Origin of the sequence: Lysinibacillus sp. NPDC086135 (assembly GCF_044746345.1) — a bacterium.
GTDB lineage: Bacteria > Bacillota > Bacilli > Bacillales_A > Planococcaceae > Lysinibacillus.
In genome coordinates, this window is sequence record NZ_JBIVCA010000019.1 from 36,456 (window position 1) to 53,421 (window position 16,966).

Consider the following 16,966-nt stretch of genomic DNA (forward strand, 5'->3'; position numbering starts at 1 on the left):
TTAAGGATCTCCAGCAATTGTTATAAATTTTTGTGCGTGAAGCAAAGTATAAAACAGTAGTAACTTCAGTAGATTTGGGAATACTTTATTATCGGTTATTTTCTCATATACAAAGTTTTTCGCACCATATCATACAGTTGTTGAACGAAATTGTTAGTAGGAGGTTTTCACTTGGTTACAGTTCTCTTTGCGATTCTTTTACCAATTGTCTGTGCTGCACTTATTCCACTACTTTATAGGCGACTAAGGCGTGTTGCACATCTAGGCTGGTTTGTGTTATCCGTTCCATTCATCTTGTTTCTTTTACTCGCGCGCTACATTCCTCAAATTGCCGAGGGTAAAACGTTTATGCATACATATGAGTGGATCCCCTCTTTTAATATAAATTTCACAACTTATCTCGACGGACTCAGTATGATTTTTGGTTTACTGATTACGGGCGTAGGTAGTTTAGTCATTTTATATTCTATTTTTTATTTATCAACGAAAGAATCTCTTCACCATTTTTACTGCTATTTATTACTATTCATGGGCGCTATGCTTGGCGTCGTCTTTTCAGATAATTTAATGGTCTTATACACATTTTGGGAGTTAACAAGTGTGTCATCTTTCCTGTTAATTGCATTTTGGCATCATCGAAAAGCATCTCGTGCTGGTGCAAGGAAAGCTATGACAATTACCGTTTTTGGTGGCCTTTCAATGTTAGCAGGCTTTTTGATGCTCTATGTAGCTTCGGGTACATTTAGTATTCGCGAAATCGTAGCCAATGTAGGCGTTATACGAGATCATACACTGTTTATCCCAGCGTTAATCCTTATTCTAATCGGTGCATTTACAAAATCCGCACAGTTTCCTTTCCATATTTGGTTACCAGATGCGATGGAGGCGCCAACACCAGTTAGTGCTTATTTACACTCGGCAACGATGGTAAAAGCCGGTATATATTTAGTTGCACGTTTTTCGCCAGTATTTGGAGGAGAGGCTGTTTGGTTCTGGCTAGTAAGTGTGATTGGCCTTCTAACGTTGTTCTGGGGTTCATTTAATGCTGTGCGTCAGACCGATTTAAAGGCGTTACTGGCCTTTTCAACGATTAGTCAACTTGGATTGATTATGAGCTTATTTGGGCTAGGATCGGTAGGTCATTATTACGGTTATGCTACAGATACTATTCTTTATACGCAGGCAAGCTTTGCAGCGTTGTTCCATCTTATTAATCACTCCACGTTTAAAGGTGCACTATTCATGATGGTTGGTATTGTCGATCATGAAGCAGGCACACGCGATATTCGCCGTCTCGGAGGGCTAATGGCCATAATGCCGATAACTTTCACAATTGCAGTCATTGGTGGATTTTCTATGGCAGGCTTACCTCCATTTAATGGCTTCTTAAGTAAAGAAATGTTTTTCGCAGCGGTACTAGCGATTCGCAACGTAGAGGCATTTTCAATTGCTGATTTGGGACTACTCTTTCCAATAGTGGCATGGGTGGCAAGTATCTTTACATTTGTTTACTGTATGATTTTGATCTGTCGAACATTTTTCGGAAAACTACGGCTAGATAAGTTGGATAAAAAACCGCATGAAGCTCCGTTAGGTATGCTATTTTCGCCAATCATTCTGTGCCTTTTTGTAGTTGGGATTTTCTTTTTCCCAAACGTGCTAGGGCATTATATTTTAGAGCCTGCTATGGCGAGTATTTATCCAACATTCCCATCAACTAGTGAATTAACACCACATATTCATGCTTGGCATGGCATAAATGCAGAATTGTTAATGACTCTCGGTGTAATTATTATTGGGGTCATCTTATTTAAAACGTTAAAAACCTGGAAGCCTTTGTATCGGATATTCCCGCAAAGATATACGTTTAATACGTATTACAATCGTATGATTGAGTTTAGTGAAAATAGTTGTGCGAAGCTTACTAATCGTTATATGACAGGCAATTTAACGCATTATTTTGTCTATATCTATGTATTTTTTATTGCGCTAATTGCAGGATATTTTATTTGGTCGGATGCTAGTGCATTTAATTTTGCGAAGGATTCCACAATTGAGTCTTATGAGCTCATTTTAGTATTTGTAATGATGTTCGCCGCAGTATGGATAATTTTCGCTAAGGGACGTGTAACAGCCATGTTATTAAATGGCGTACTCGGCTATTCAATTGCATTTTTCTTTGTTATTTTCCGTGCCCCTGATTTAGCATTAACCCAATTAGTCGTTGAATCTGTAACAACTGCATTATTCCTTCTATGCTTTAAATATTTACCCGATTTAATGCCTGAAGCTTCTCAGAAAAAAAAGCAATGGTCTAAGGCGATTATATCCATTTTCGTTGGCGCCACAGTTACATTAATCGGCTTAGCGGTTGTCCATTTTGATCGCTTTAAGCCAGTGGCTACTTACTTCAACGATTCCTACGAACTAGCGGGTGGTTCAAATATTGTCAACACAATATTAGGCGATTTCCGTGCATTTGATACGATGCTAGAAGTGGTCGTTCTTCTGATTGCAGGCTTAGGAGTGTATACATTAACGAAGCTAAAGCCACGAAAGGAGGAAACGGATCATGAAAATCAATGACGTCATTTTACGTACTATCACAAAGACGGTCGTCTTCATTATTTTAACCCTTGGTATTTATCTATTCTTTGCAGGGCATCATGCTCCTGGTGGAGGTTTTATAGGTGGTCTCGTGCTAGCTTCTGGCATTGTTCTGTTGTATTTAGCATATGACATTGAAACGGTGCATAAAGGAATGCCATTGGATTTTAAAAAAGTTGCGGCGCTTGGCGTATTACTTGCGACAGGCACAGCAATCGGCTCATTATTTTTCGATGTCCCGTTTTTAACGCAGACACATAGTTATATAAATGTCCCGATATTTGGGAAAATGGGCTTTTCGACTGTAACAATTTTCGAGGCTGGCGTGGCTTTAACGGTAGTAGGTGTTGTAGTCACAATTATTTTAAGTATAAGTGAGGATGAGTAGCCAATGGAGTCTTTAATACTAGTGTTAGTTGGTGTATTAGTAGCTGTTGCGACGTACTTAATCCTCTCGAAACAGTTATTACGTGTGATTTTAGGAACGGCAGTCTTATCGCATGCGGCACATTTACTGATATTAACGATGGGTGGACTGAAAAAGGGGGATGTACCACTCTTAGAAGAATCAGAAGGTCCTTATACAGATGCTTTGCCGCAAGCATTAATTTTAACTGCAATCGTCATTAGCTTTGCAGTAACGGCGTTCGTACTCGTTCTTGGTTACCGAGCGTATAAAACGAACGATTCGGCGAATTTTGATGAATTGAGAGGTACGCCGGATGAGTAATATGATTGTCTTACCATTAATTGTGCCGGTTATTACGGCGATTTTACTTGTGTTTTTACGTAAAAATGTTTTTTTGCAGCGCATAATTAGTTTATTGACATTAAGCTTTGTTGTTCTTATTAGTGTCATTTTATTGCTAGAGATTCAAGAACAAGGTGTGATGCGTATTGATTTTAGTGGCTGGGCACCACCATTCGGCATTTTATTTGTTGCAGATTCATTCGCAATGCTTCTTGTATTAGTAGCGAATATTGTCGCAGCCATTTGTTTGTTGTATGCCATTTTTTCAATCGGTAAGAGCTTTGAAAAGATGTATTTTTACCCCTTTGTCCTACTTATGGTAGCGGGAGTTAACGGTTCGTTTCTAACAGGGGATATTTTTAACTTGTTTGTGTGCTTTGAGGTTATGTTACTTGCTTCTTATGCACTTATTAGTTTAGGTGGCGATAAAGTTCAACTGCGCGAGGCGTTAAAATATGTACTAATTAATATTGTTGCATCTTGGATTTTCCTAGTGGCATTAGCTTTTTTATATGGAACAGTTGGAACGTTGAATATGGCACATATTTCTGTCCGTGTTATGGAGGCAGGAGCTAACCCACTAATAACGACTGTGGCTCTTATTTTCTTAATTGTTTTTAGCTTGAAAGCTGGCCTACTATTATTTTTCTGGCTTCCGGGCTCATACAGTGTACCTCCAACAGCTATAGCTGCACTTTTTGCAGCATTATTAACGAAGGTTGGAATTTATGCACTCGTCCGTACCTTTACATTACTTTTCCCAACGAATACTGAAGTGACTCATATGGTGCTAGGGATTATGGCGGGAGTTACGATTATTGCTGGATGTATGGGAGCGTTAGCAGGGCGAGATGTAAGAACAATTGCCTCTTATAATGTCTTAATTGGTGTCGGCTTTATAGTAGCTGGTCTGGCGATCGGTACGGAGTCAGCTTTACAAGGTGTAACCTATTATTTGATGCATGATATGGTAGCTAAGGCCATGCTGTTTTTAGCAGTTGGAATGATGATGTACGTTACTGGCGAAACGGTTATTGATAAAATGAGTGGGCTCATTCGAAATTACCCTCTTTTTGGTTGGCTATTCTTTATTGTCATGTGTTCCCTTGCTGGAATACCACCATTAAGTGGCTTTTTAGGGAAGGTTTTAATTGGACAAGGAGCTATTGAGGGCGGAAATTTTGTTCTACTAGGATTAGGATTTTTATCTAGTTTAATTGTTTTGTATTCACTATTACGAATATTCCTCTCCTCATTCTTTGGAGAAACCATTATTAGTCTAGAGGATGAAAAGCCGTTACCAAAGCGCATGGTCTTGCCACTAACATTATTGGCAGCTTGTACAATTGGCTTAGGAATTGGAGCTGAATGGATGGCTCCGTATGTAACAGATGCAGCAAAAACGCTCTACACACCATCCATCTATATTGATGCAGTCCTGGATGGTACGACATGGCAAGGTGAGGTGAATAAATAATGGCGATGCAATTTATCTTAAATTTATTTATCGCAACACTTTGGCTCTTGTTACAGGATGAAGTTATACCGCAGTTTTCGACATTTTTAATGGGGTTTATCGTCGGAATAGGAATTTTATATGCTATGCATCGCTTTTACGGCACGCAATTTTATTTACGACGTGTATTTTCAATTATTAAATTATTATGGCTCTTTAATTGGGAGCTACTATTATCGAGTTATAGTGTAATAAGACAAATTACTACGCCGAAACTCAATATTACGCCTGGTATATTTACGTATAAAACAGTGCTTAAAGGAGATTGGGAAATAACAGCACTTGCGTTGTTGCTCACTCTTACTCCGGGCTCAGTAGTGATGGAAGTTTGTGAAGAGGGAGATATGTTTTATATTCATGCAATGGATATTGAACAATCAAAAGAAGCTGTCATTCGTTCTATAGGGAAATTTGAACAAGCAATCATGGAGGTGACACGTTAATGACTGAAAAAATTTTGCTATTGGCTCTTGCGCTATTCAGTGTATCGATTGCGTTGTCGCTGTTTCGCGTGATTCGAGGTCCTTCGTTGCCCGACCGTGCCATAGCACTTGATACAATAGGTGTTAATTTACTTTCAGCAATCGCTATCGTCTCAATTATATTGAAAACAAAGGCGTATTTAGAAGCAATTTTAATATTGGGTATTTTAGCTTTTATCGGTACGATTGCGTTTACGAAATATATTGAAAGAGGTGTGATTGTTGAACGTAAATCAAATGATTGAATGGGCGGCAGTTACCCTTATATTGATTGGCTCCATTGTAAGTGTTATTAGTGCATTAGGGATGATTCGTTTGCCGGACGTTTACACACGCTCACATGCTGCAACGAAAAGTTCAACATTGTCGGTCTTAACATGTCTACTAGGTGCATTTATTTACTTTTGGGTGCATGATGGATATGTGAGTGTACGTTTAATTTTAGGAATTATCTTCGTCTTCGTAACAGCTCCTGTAGCAGGGCATTTAATATGTCGTGCAGCGTATCGCTCTCGTGTACCTTTAGCAGAAGGGTCTGGGGAGGATGAGTTGAAGGAAAAGCTATTTCCAGATGAAAAATAAAATAAGTGGCGGACCTCCATTTTTGGGGGTCTTTTGTTGAATATAACTGCTGCATTTGTTAATACGTTAGGGTGATGAGCTTTTTTTCTTATAGATAAATCTGAGTAGATTGATTTATCAGAAGATTAAGTATATAATGTTTTATTGGGATATTTTCAGATTAGCTTGATTATTACTTCAAAAAAGTATATCTTATTAGCAGATAGATATTTATTCTCTAGAGTGAATAAATATCCATTCATCATTTTCAAGAACACGAGTTTCATAAACAATAAAATATAAAAAAAAGGGGATCATGAATATGAAAAACAAAATTTTCATGCTAATGCTTGTTCTAGTAATTGGTGTATTAGCAGCATGTGGCGCAAAAGATGATAAGGCAAGCGATAAAAAATCAAATGCAAGCGAAGGCACAGAAGAAAAGCAAGTATTAAAAGTAGGTACTTCATCTGATTATGCACCATTTGAGTATGTTGACGCTGCAAAAGGTGAAGACATTATTGGTTTTGATATTGATTTAATTAAATTAGTTGGTGACAAGATTGGTGCAGAAATGCAAGTTCAAGATATTGACTTCAATAGTCTAGTACCAGCTCTACAAGCAGGTAAAGTGGATGTTGTTATTTCTGGTATGTCTCCTGATAAAGAACGTGAAAAAGTTGTAGATTTCTCTGAGAAATACAATCAAACAGAGCAAGTGTTTATCGTGAAAAAGGATAGTGGAATTAAAAAAGAAGCTGATTTAGCTGGTAAAAAAATCGGTGTTCAAAACGCTTCTGTCCAAGAAAAATTAGGCAACAAAATTGCTAAAGAAGTAGATGCAACAGTTGAAGGACGTACACGAATTCCTGAAATTATTCAAGACATGATGTCTAAACGTTTAGATGCTGGGATTGTAGAAAGTGGTGTAGCAAAAGGTTATCTTGATACGAATGATAAACTTGAGGCGTTCCTTGTTAAAGAGCAACCTGAAGACTTCAAAGCAATCGCTGTTCAAAAAGGTAGCGATCTTAAAGATAAAATTAACAAAGCATTAAAAGAATTAGCTGCTGAAGGCAAAATTAAAGAGCTAGAAGAAAAATGGTTAAAAGTTAAATAAGCAAGTTGAACTGCGATAGCTCTATTTCGAGCTATCGCTTATACTTTCATTTCTTTAAAAGAACATAAGAAAGGAGGGGGCACTGTGAATTTAGATTTTACAGCTATCATTCCCTCTATTCCTTACATATTAAAAGGGATAGGTGTTACACTTCAAATTGCAATCGGTGCTTCAATCATCGGTTTTATAATTGGTATATTACTCGCGTTATGTAAAATTGGTAAAGTGAATGTTTTGCGTTGGTTTGCAGATTTTTATACATCGATTTTCCGTGGCACACCGCTCGTATTACAATTAATGATTATTTACTATGCAGTGCCACAGTTATTAGATATTCAAATTGACCCGGTTCCAACGGCTATTATTGCATTTGGGTTAAACTCAGGTGCTTATATTTCTGAAATCATTCGCGCTGGTATTAATGCGGTAGATAAAGGACAGATGGAAGCGGCACAAGCACTTGGTATTCCGTATGCAAAAATGATGAAAGATATTATTATCCCACAAGCAATAAAAAATATTTTGCCATCTTTAGTGAATGAGTTTATTACATTAAATAAAGAAACCGCTGTGGTCACAGTTATTAGTGCACTTGATATTATGCGTCGTGCTTACATTGTTGGTGGTGCAACATATCGCTATCTAGAACCTTTACTATTTGCAGGTGTAATCTACTACATTATGACACTTGTATTAACGTTCCTTGGCAAACGAATCGAGAAAGGAATGAGAAAAAGTGATTAAAATTGAAGATTTACACAAATTATATGGAAAAAATGAAGTACTAAAAGGTATTTCAACAGAAATTAAAGAAAAAGAAGTAATTGCTATTATTGGACCATCAGGATCTGGTAAATCAACATTCCTGCGCTGCTTAAATTTATTAGAAGAGCCAACGAGCGGAAAGATTACAATTGCTGGTGACGTTCTAACGGACAAAGGGACAAACATTATGAAGATCCGTGAAGAAGTCGGTATGGTATTTCAGCATTTTCATCTTTTCCCTCATAAAACGGTACTTGAAAATTTAACATATGCACCGATTAATGTGAAGGGAATGGATAAGGCAGTTGCGATTAAAAAGGCTGAAGATTTATTAACGAAGGTTGGCCTATTTGAAAAGCGCAATGAATATCCAAACCGTCTATCAGGAGGTCAGAAGCAACGTGTTGCCATTGCCCGAGCACTTGCAATGGATCCAAAAGTAATGTTATTTGATGAGCCTACTTCTGCTCTTGATCCTGAAATGGTAAAAGAGGTATTAGCGGTTATGAAAAATCTTGCTGATACAGGGATGACGATGTTAATCGTAACGCATGAGATGGGCTTTGCACGTGAAGTGGCTGACCGTATACTATTCCTTGATGGCGGAAAGTTAATTGAGGATACATCACCAGAACAGTTTTTCGCAGCACCATCTACTCAGCGTGCGAAGGATTTCTTAGAAAAAATATTATAAGGGATAAAACGCATTTAGACTAAATTAAAGGAGTGTCTAAATGCGCTTTTTGTTTTTGTTTTAGTATTCATTTTATTTTATCTCTTCGGGACCTCCATAACTTTCCACGGCTTTGTTTGCTTATCAATGGGTAATTCTTTTTATTGTATGACTGGTGTGTGGATATTAGCTGGCGTAGTCGCCTTAGCTATCCTCTTCAAGTTTCGCTAGGTAGTATATCAAATAATTTTTTCGAATCTTCTATTGATAATTTAGTAAACTTCGCGTCATTCTCTACCAAAATTAATTGTTCATTAGAACATATATAAATTAAATAGTAAGAAGACTTAACCTCTTTATTGGAATCTATAAAAGCAAAAGACATTCTATATTTTAATAACCCAAATGATGCCTCATTTTCTTCTTCCCATTCAGCGTTATTAAGAATTTTATTTACGATTGAAACTTGGTCATTATTTAGGATTTCTATACGTTCTTTATAATTTCCTTTGTCATCGGCTATATCCAATATAATTTTTTGGGCATTATTAGAACATCCGATACAAAAAAAGAGGAGTACTAAAGTAAAAGAAACTATAGTTGTATTTTTTAACAAATAAAGCACCACCTATTTATAATTTTTTTATACATTTTATCACGGCGCGTATTGGAATATTCAGAAAATATGGGAGTATTTTACGAAATGAAAAACCTTGTTTGTATTTTTTTAACAGTACTATTTTGTTCCCAAGTACTTGAGGACAAGCCTACAAATTAAATAGCAAAAAATTTAGTAATCCAAAAGACGCATTTTATTGGATAGACCCTACTTTTAGGTATCACCTATTATTGTTAAGGGAATTAAGGAAGAGGATGTTCAAACAGAGGTCTTTAAGAATGCACTAATTATAGTTTTCACGGGTATGAAAAAATGAATGAAGGTAATGAATATCTATTGTTTTTAACTGAAGCTCGAGTTATATAAAAAGATCAATAATTTTTAATAAAGTTTGATTTTAACATTCTAGAAGATGTTGCAAACATAGAATTTCATATCTACAGTATTTTGTTTGTAATACTTTAGAGGGAACTCTTTAAATGTAGCACTTTTGGGTTACTCTTTTGTGCAATCTAATGATTTTATGTGTATGTGCTTACAATTATTTTATTTTATGCTTATAATAGGGGGGTCAGATTTTTATCTTCATTCAGTAGAATCTCCCACCTCTGAAGGTGATGAGATAAATGTGCATGTGTTCCTTTTCAGTGGATATCCAAATACCTACTGAAATAGAGGAACTCAAGCTAAGAACGCCACGTCCTGTGGCAAGTTATCTGTGCGAAAGCGAAGCGACAGCAACACGGTTTTATCTGTGCGAAAGCGAAGCGACAGCAACAACAACAGCACACGACTGAGTGACCAACATCATGTTGGCCAAAGCCTCCGGTGGATGTCACGGATTTTTAAAGGAATGAAATGTGCGGGCACAATTGAAAATCCGGACGCATTGTTTATCTGCGCGAAAGCAAAGCGTCAGCGGCAATTACGCCAAGGCGAAATTGATCTGATGAAAAAGTAGCCTAGGGTGAGCGATTGCGATTGAAAAAATTATTATATGTAGCTTCTTTTCTTGTTTTTATAGTCATTTTTTTGTACGTAAACAATCACTGGCTGGTTGTAAGCAAGTATGAATTCGAGTCAGAAAAAGTGCCTGCCAGCTTCGATGGGCTACGCATTACACAAATATCAGATTTACAGGATGCTCTCTTTGGCGAACAGCAAGAGAAGCTCGTAGCAAAGGTGAAAGCAACAAATCCTGACCTGATTTTTATTACAGGTGATTTAGTTGATAGTAATCGTTATAATTTGGAGCGAAGCTTGCAAGCTGCTAGAGGATTAGTTAAATTAGCGGATGTCTATTATGTACTAGGAAACCATGAAGTAGCGACGAATAAAGTGAATGAAATTTATGAGGAGCTATCATTGTTAGGTGTACATGTGTTGTCCAATGAATCGACCTTCATTGAGCGCGACGGGGAGCGCTTGGCGATTGTTGGCATAGAAGATCCGTTATCAGGTAGAACAACGAAAGAAATGCTAGAGATAGCAACAAAAAATGTTCCACCAAATATATTAACGATATTACTAGCACATCGACCAGAAGTGTTTAATACGTATGTGGAGTTTGGAATTGATTTAGTATTTGCAGGACATGCGCATGGTGGACAAGTTCGAATCCCTGGTATTGGCGGTCTTTTCGCACGAGGACAGGGAATATTCCCGAAATATACGGCTGGTCTTTCTAAAGAAGGAACAACAACGATGGCCGTTAGTAGAGGATTAGGCAATAGTACAGTACCTATGCGGATTTTTAATCCACCAGAGATTGTTGTCATGGAATTAAAGAAAAAATAAGCACTGCGTCTTTGCTACGCAGTGCTTTCTATTTGTTTACGCTCTACACGTTTAACAAGGTAGATACTTATTTCATATAAAATAATCATCGGAATTAAGACGAGTAGCTGACTAATAAAATCGGGTGGCGTAATTACAGCAGAACCAACGCCCATCCCGATATAAGACCAGCCCCGTATTTTTTTCATGGATTCAGCCGTTAGTACACCAATGGACGATAAAAAGAGGGCTACAATTGGTAATTCAAAGAGTAGTCCGAGTGGTACAGTTGTCATCACTAAAAAATGCATGTATTCATTTGCGGATACCATCACATCAAAATTAGCTGCTCCTACATTTACTAAAAATGAATAGCTAAGTGGATTCACAATAAAGTAACCGAAAGCTACGCCTAATAAAAAGAGGAAAAGCATGACAGGTGCATAAAGACCGAGGAAACGGCTTTCTTCTTCTTTTAAACCTGGCTTTACGAAACTCCACAAAAAATGAACTAAAAATGGCATTGATAGCCCAAATGCTAGTGTTGTAGAAATCGTCATATAAAATTTGACAACCTCTAACGGCCCTAAAATAATTAGTGAATGCCCTCGGGTTACATAAGGAAACCAAATATTAATAGTAGAGAATGTGATAATAAAAAATAAAATAAATACGATAAGCCCTTTAATAATTTGTTTTCGCAGTTCCGTAAGATGTTCAAGCAATGAGGCTATTGGAAAAAGTGGCCCATCGGCTTTCGTATCCGGTTCAATTGTCTCAACTGGAACTTCAACAAAAGCCTCCACAGGTGCGAGAGGCTCAGCTTCTTTCTTATCAAGTGGACTTAAATATTTTCTTTTTCCTTCTTCATATGGATCCATAGGACAACCTCCTACGAAGCGTCAGATTTTTTTTCTTCTTTTTTCACTGAATCATCCTCATCATCGATAAGCCCCTTCGTGGACTTTTTGAACTCCGCAAATGTTTTACCGACTGCACCGCCGATTTCCGGCAATTTCTTTGGACCAAACACGATTAAAACAATGACTAAAATGATGATTAACCCAGGTACACCAATTGCTCCGAGACCTCCCATAGTCTTACCTCCTTTTTATAAAATTAGTATAGCAATCATGCCTCGGCATAATTGCGTCTGGAATCGACCTTGTGCAAGCACCAAGAGCTCCTTGCCGATTCGGTGACATTCGCCGGAGGCTTTGGGCCAACAGATGTCTTTTGCGCGAAAGCGTAGTGCCAACGCAGCGTCAGCAGCATGATGTTGGTCACTTAGTCGTTGCCAAAGGACGTGGCGTTCTTAGACTGAGTTCCTCTATTTTAGCGGGTGTCCAAACACCCGCTAAAAAGAAGTTATACTAAGGAACCACCTGATTTGCTATATTTCACAATACCCTCTGCACAGCGGTAGGCTAGTGCCCCTAAAGTACCTGTTGGGTTATAGCCACTATTGTGTGCAAAGTTTCCGGCACTCACAGCAAAAAGATTTTCTGCATTCCAATGTTGCAAGTAGTTATTCACAACGCCATCCTCTGGCTTTAAGCTCATAACTGTTCCGCCTGTATTGTGGGTTGTTTGATACGGTACAATATTGTAATCAGTGATTTCAGCATTTGGGACAACAATTTTAGCGCCCATTTCTTTCATAATGTCAGCTGCACGTGCTGAAATATATTTATGAAGTGCGCGATCCTGATCCGTAAAATTGTAAGTTAACTGTACAAGAGGTAAGCCGTAAGCATCCTTATACGTAGAATCAAGAGATAAATAATTTTCTTTATGTGGCATTGAAGCACCCTGTGCACCAATCCCGAATGAGCGTGTATAGTAATGAATAGATTGTTTTTTAAATTCTGATCCCCATGTTGGCGTATCAGGAGGTGTTGGGTTCGAGCCGATAGGACGCGCACCTGTTTGTGTTAGAGCTATATTTCCACCGTGAATAAAATCTAAATCACTATGATCGAAATTATCACCATTATAGTCATCTATACTCATACCAAGGGCACCTGCACCCATAAATGTGTTAAACTGCTCATCGAAATACCCTGCAGCTCCAGGGAGTATTTGATAGCAATAGTTTCTTCCAAGTGTCCCTTTTCCAGTAGCTGGATCATATCGTTCCCCAATGTTAGAGACCATCAATAACTTGGCATTATTAAAGACATAACTAGTAAGTACAACAGTGTTTGCTGGTTGAATAAATTCTTCACCAGATATCGTATCGATGTATCGGACACCAGTTACTTTATTGCCTTTCTTTAAGATTTCAACAACATTGGAATTATAGCGTAAGTCAAAGTTACCTGTTTTTAATGCAGTAGGAACAACAGTAACCTCCGCAGATGATTTGGCGCCATATTCACAACCAAAGCGTTCACAGAAGCCGCAGTATTGACAAGCATTAATCGTTTCACCGTCCGGGTTCTTATAAACTTCTGATAAATTTGCAGAAGGTACCATGTAAGGCGATAGTTTTAATTTTTTTGCAGCTGTTTCAAATTGCGTAAGCATCGGTGTCATTTTCATTGGCCCCGTCGGATAAGGATTTGAACGTTTTCCGCTAAATGGATTTTTATCATCACCGGAAATACCGGACGTTTTTTCGAATTTGTCGAAATAGGGCTCAAGTTCATCGTATGTTAATGCCCAATCCTGTAATAAATAATCAGGTCCAAGCTTATTCGCACCATAACGTTTGTCTGTCATTGTTTTAATTTGAAAATCATATGGTAAGAAGCGATACGACATACCGTTCCAATGTGTACCAGAGCCGCCAAGCCCTTCACCAAGTAAAAAGGAACCGAGCTGACGCATAGGCAATGCCTTCATATTCCGATTATTACGGAAGCTGATCGTTTCCTTTGAGAGATTTTGCATTAAATCATAACGAATTGCATAACGATACTCATCGTGGATTGTCAAATAATCTTCTGTGCCGCGCTTTTGTCCACGCTCTAAGCCAACGACCTTTAAGCCAGCCTTCGAGCACTCTGCAGCGATAATGCCGCCGGTCCAACCTACCCCGACTGTTACAACGTCTACACCTGGTAATGTTTTTGCCATTTACTAACCCCCTATTAGTGGCTACCTAATGAATTAGGCTCAATTTTTTGGAATTTCGGTTCTTCGATTTGCGTAATATACGCCATTTGATGACCGGGAAAGCCTTTCATACGCCAGCCATCCATATTGCGATTACCGCCATATATTGGGTCAGAGTAAGCACCTTCTAATGTTGCCGCACGTAATAAAGTAAAGAAGAAAGCAGATGTGACGCCACTCATTTGTACGTCGCCTTTCTGGAAGGCAGTTAAAATTTCATCCATTTGCTTAGTATCTATATCATTGAAGCTCTTTTTATAGCGATTCTGTGCTTCCGACTCTAACCTTTGGACACCTTGCTTAAAAATTTCCGCACGCGTTAAACGACTCTGATAACCTTGTGTTGGAGCACCCTCACCGAATGGTCCATGCATGTATTCTTTAGAATTACTACCATATTGGCCTGCTAGCTGATGGTCGATAAAGTAAGGCACATCTAAGCCCTTTGCCCCTGGACCTAAATCGTCCTCAGGGAAAATACGTTCAGTAGCATTTGCTAAAATATTGAAATCTCTTTGATTCATAAAAAACATTTTAGCTTTTGGCGAGCCAGTCTCTTCAGTAGCAGTTCCATGCTGACCATGCTCTAGCGTGGCAGTTCCTTTACCAGGCATGTTATAGCCTACAAGGCCTCCTATTAATCCACCGCCGACTAATGTACCTGCTGCAATCCCTGTCGTTTTTAAAAAATCACGACGTGAAATATCTTTTTCTGAACTCATAGAAATCCTCCCCTCAAAATGTAAAGAAACTATTCTATTTTTTATAATCAGCAAAAAAAGTAAATTATAATCAGGTATCCTTGGTAAAATTTATAATTTAATCCAACTGAGGATTCAATTTAATGTAATCGGGATAGATTGTGGATAAGTTGTGCGTTGAATGTGGATAATATGTGGGAAAATAAGATATCGACTACTGCAGCTGAGCAAATGTCTGTGGATAATCATCGATGGGGGAGATAGCAGCAATAGAATGTTCAGCAATGATGAGGTGCTAAATGAGTAAAGGAGCTACCCCAGTAATGGGGAGCTCCTATCATCGAAAAGATTTGTTATTTAACTACTTCTTGCATAGCTTCAAAAAGTTGCTCGGTAGAAATAATACGCTCGCCACCGCCTTGTACCATCTGCTCACTGCCGCCACCTTTTCCATTAACGAGTGGCAATGCTTTTGCAGCAATGTCCTTCATACTTTTCTCAACTTTTGCACCACGCGCTGCGACAAACTGGAGCTTGTCTTCATTTTCTGAAATAAGTAATACGATCGCTTCAGTCTGCTCAGCGACAATAGTTCTTGCTAATTTTTGCAGCTCTTGCATAGTACGCTGAGTAAAGGCTGCAGTAATAATACGTTCTTTACTAGAAACTAGCGCCTTTGCTTCATAATTTAGTAGCTCCTCTTTTACTGCCACGAGTGCTTTTTCTGTATTCTTCTGTGTTGTTAAGATTTTTGTAAGTGCTGAAGCTGCTTCAACCTCAGGTACACTTAATTGTCTTGCAACGTCAGCTAGTACTTTCTTTCGCATGGCAAGCTCTGCTAAAACCCTGTGACCACAGACAAAGGAGACACGAATATTACCCTTCATTTTTTCAGTGCCAAGGATTTTTATCGCACTTACTTGTCCTGTGGATGTTGGATGTGTACCGCCACAACCGTTGAAATCAACATCAGGAATAATAACAAGTCGAATATCTCCTGTGACGGCTATCTCTTTACGAAGGCTATAGTTCTCAAGTTCTTTTTCTGTAATCCATTTCGTTTCAATCGGAAGATTCTCTAGAATAATTTCATTAGCACGAGCTTCTGCTGCTACAAGCTGCTCTTCCGTTAGGGTATCCACTGCAATATCAATTGTGACCTGCTCAGTGCCCAAGTGGAAGCTAACGGTAGGTGCATCAAAAAGCTCGACAAAAGCCGCTGTTAAAATATGCTGACCTGCATGTTGCTGCATATGATCAAAGCGTCGTTGCCAATTCAATTTACCATGCACCTCTCCAACTAAATTTGAAGAGTCACCTTGAATATAATGACGAATTTCATCATTAATTTTCTCAACATCGATGACCTCGATATCATTTAAAGTACCTGTGTCATGAGGTTGTCCGCCTCCTGTTGGATAAAAAGCAGTATTTGATAGCACCACGTAGTTACGGCCATCTATATCGATTCCTTTATTGACAACTGTTGCATTAAATTCATGCAGCATAACATCTTGATAATATAGTAGTTCTTTCAAGAAAAAGCCTCCCCCTTTATGTAGAGTATTCATATGAGAATCATATCTCTCAACTAGTTTTATTTCATTGTGGCATAATTACTTTCTAGTGTATATGAGTTTTCTATTTGACCCATGCTGAATTTGATTTAATATATATAAGAACAGGTTAACTTAAAGGAGATCGTACAATGGAAATTACACAATTCTCGATGGAAGAAATTTTAGATCCAACAAACATTATTGAAGGCAAGCGCTACGAATTTATTTTAGATGTAGATATTGATGAAGAAGATGAGCTTTATCACGAAGCAGGAATTGAAATTCGTGTACTAATTGCTGAAAAAGGTGAAGAGTCATTTATTTTAAATTACTTTATCATCGAAAAAGCTGAAGGCGAATATTTAGACTTTGCATTAGAGGATGAAGAGCTAGAGGAAATTTTAGCATTTTGTAAAGAGGAAATTGCAAAAGCATAATATGCTCGCGTAAAAGCCTTTCCAAACAAAAATTAATATTCTTATTTGGTAAAATTCCGCTTTTCTTTCAGTGGGCAGGCACGAGCTACATTGGCGTACTCTTGTTTGTCTCCTGGGAGTCTACGCGGAATTTTAACTTTACATCATTAGTTAAGATTATTTAAGGTTGGTGAAACATTCGTGTTGTGTTCAAGTGCTAAACTAAGTTTAAGATTATTTTGAAGTTTATCACTGAAGCGGCTCATCGGACGCCCCAAGGAAAGCGCCCAGTCGAAACGG

At 38.1% G+C, this 16,966-nt stretch carries 18 protein-coding genes; 12 read left to right on the top strand and 6 right to left on the bottom strand.

The features are described 5' to 3' along the window. Positions 1–171 precede the first annotated feature (171 nt). The 10 genes from ACIPKN_RS21065 to ACIPKN_RS21110 all read left to right on the top strand — a co-directional run bounded on the left by ACIPKN_RS21065 (position 172) and on the right by ACIPKN_RS21110 (position 8,496). Positions 172–2,586 (top strand): Na+/H+ antiporter subunit A, encoded by a 2,415-nt coding sequence (locus tag ACIPKN_RS21065; RefSeq protein ID WP_400939775.1) that lies wholly within the window; start codon positions 172–174, stop codon positions 2,584–2,586. Then, positions 2,573–2,995, top strand: coding sequence for a Na(+)/H(+) antiporter subunit B (locus tag ACIPKN_RS21070; protein ID WP_132363603.1), 423 nt, complete (start codon positions 2,573–2,575; stop codon positions 2,993–2,995). The genes ACIPKN_RS21065 and ACIPKN_RS21070 overlap by 14 nt, the downstream gene beginning before the upstream one ends. Before the next feature lie 3 nt (positions 2,996–2,998). Then, positions 2,999–3,337 carry a Na(+)/H(+) antiporter subunit C gene (locus tag ACIPKN_RS21075; protein WP_132363601.1) on the top strand — a complete coding sequence of 113 codons (339 nt, stop codon included), beginning with the start codon at positions 2,999–3,001 and terminating at the stop codon, positions 3,335–3,337. Then, positions 3,330–4,835, top strand: a complete 1,506-nt coding sequence (locus ACIPKN_RS21080; RefSeq protein ID WP_400939777.1) for a Na+/H+ antiporter subunit D — start codon at positions 3,330–3,332, stop codon at positions 4,833–4,835. The genes ACIPKN_RS21075 and ACIPKN_RS21080 overlap by 8 nt, the downstream gene beginning before the upstream one ends. After that, positions 4,835–5,317: a Na+/H+ antiporter subunit E gene (locus tag ACIPKN_RS21085; RefSeq protein WP_142509620.1), complete on the top strand. Its 483-nt coding sequence runs from the start codon at positions 4,835–4,837 to the stop codon at positions 5,315–5,317. The genes ACIPKN_RS21080 and ACIPKN_RS21085 overlap by 1 nt, the downstream gene beginning before the upstream one ends. Then, positions 5,317–5,601 (top strand): Na(+)/H(+) antiporter subunit F1, encoded by a 285-nt coding sequence (locus tag ACIPKN_RS21090; RefSeq protein ID WP_049663615.1) that lies wholly within the window; start codon positions 5,317–5,319, stop codon positions 5,599–5,601. Before ACIPKN_RS21085 ends, ACIPKN_RS21090 begins: the two co-directional genes overlap by 1 nt. Then, a complete protein-coding gene (locus ACIPKN_RS21095) occupies positions 5,579–5,938 on the top strand; it encodes a Na+/H+ antiporter subunit G (RefSeq protein ID WP_142509619.1) in 360 nt (119 codons plus the stop codon). The genes ACIPKN_RS21090 and ACIPKN_RS21095 overlap by 23 nt, the downstream gene beginning before the upstream one ends. Before the next feature lie 301 nt (positions 5,939–6,239). Further along, positions 6,240–7,037 carry a transporter substrate-binding domain-containing protein gene (locus tag ACIPKN_RS21100; protein ID WP_400939780.1) on the top strand — a complete coding sequence of 266 codons (798 nt, stop codon included), beginning with the start codon at positions 6,240–6,242 and terminating at the stop codon, positions 7,035–7,037. 84 nt (positions 7,038–7,121) lie between these two features. Continuing rightward, entirely contained in the window at positions 7,122–7,781 is a 660-nt protein-coding gene (locus ACIPKN_RS21105; protein WP_132363591.1) for an amino acid ABC transporter permease, read from the top strand. Then, positions 7,774–8,496, top strand: a complete 723-nt coding sequence (locus tag ACIPKN_RS21110; RefSeq protein WP_400939783.1) for an amino acid ABC transporter ATP-binding protein — start codon at positions 7,774–7,776, stop codon at positions 8,494–8,496. Before ACIPKN_RS21105 ends, ACIPKN_RS21110 begins: the two co-directional genes overlap by 8 nt. 196 nt (positions 8,497–8,692) lie before the next feature. On the opposite strand, the gene ACIPKN_RS21115 is transcribed toward ACIPKN_RS21110, so the two are convergent. Continuing rightward, positions 8,693–9,091 (bottom strand): hypothetical protein, encoded by a 399-nt coding sequence (locus ACIPKN_RS21115; RefSeq protein ID WP_400939786.1) that lies wholly within the window; start codon positions 9,089–9,091, stop codon positions 8,693–8,695. A 984-nt stretch (positions 9,092–10,075) separates the two neighbouring features. Between ACIPKN_RS21115 and ACIPKN_RS21120 the strand changes: the two genes are divergently transcribed. Next, positions 10,076–10,891, top strand: a complete 816-nt coding sequence (locus tag ACIPKN_RS21120) for a metallophosphoesterase (RefSeq protein ID WP_400939788.1) — start codon at positions 10,076–10,078, stop codon at positions 10,889–10,891. 14 nt (positions 10,892–10,905) lie between these two features. On the opposite strand, the gene tatC is transcribed toward ACIPKN_RS21120, so the two are convergent. The 5 genes from tatC to ACIPKN_RS21145 form a co-directional block, all read right to left on the bottom strand. Beyond that, the gene (gene tatC / locus ACIPKN_RS21125) at positions 10,906–11,751 is read right to left on the bottom strand and encodes a twin-arginine translocase subunit TatC (protein WP_400939790.1); all 846 of its coding nucleotides are present in this window, start codon (positions 11,749–11,751) and stop codon (positions 10,906–10,908) included. Between the two features lie 11 nt (positions 11,752–11,762). Continuing rightward, on the bottom strand, positions 11,763–11,966 hold the full coding sequence (gene tatA, locus ACIPKN_RS21130) for a twin-arginine translocase TatA/TatE family subunit (RefSeq protein ID WP_132363581.1): 204 nt from the start codon (positions 11,964–11,966) through the stop codon (positions 11,763–11,765). Positions 11,967–12,238: 272 nt separating this feature from the next. After that, positions 12,239–13,951, bottom strand: a complete 1,713-nt coding sequence (locus ACIPKN_RS21135; RefSeq protein WP_400939793.1) for a GMC family oxidoreductase — start codon at positions 13,949–13,951, stop codon at positions 12,239–12,241. A gap of 14 nt (positions 13,952–13,965) precedes the next feature. Then, complete coding sequence (locus ACIPKN_RS21140) at positions 13,966–14,712, bottom strand: gluconate 2-dehydrogenase subunit 3 family protein (protein ID WP_400939796.1); 747 nt, start codon at positions 14,710–14,712, stop codon at positions 13,966–13,968. A 332-nt stretch (positions 14,713–15,044) separates the two neighbouring features. Beyond that, the gene (locus tag ACIPKN_RS21145) at positions 15,045–16,229 is read right to left on the bottom strand and encodes an alanyl-tRNA editing protein (RefSeq protein WP_400939799.1); all 1,185 of its coding nucleotides are present in this window, start codon (positions 16,227–16,229) and stop codon (positions 15,045–15,047) included. Between the two features lie 170 nt (positions 16,230–16,399). On the opposite strand from ACIPKN_RS21145, the gene ACIPKN_RS21150 reads away from it, so the two are divergent. Beyond that, complete coding sequence (locus tag ACIPKN_RS21150; RefSeq protein ID WP_387096702.1) at positions 16,400–16,687, top strand: DUF6509 family protein; 288 nt, start codon at positions 16,400–16,402, stop codon at positions 16,685–16,687. Positions 16,688–16,966 lie beyond the last annotated feature (279 nt).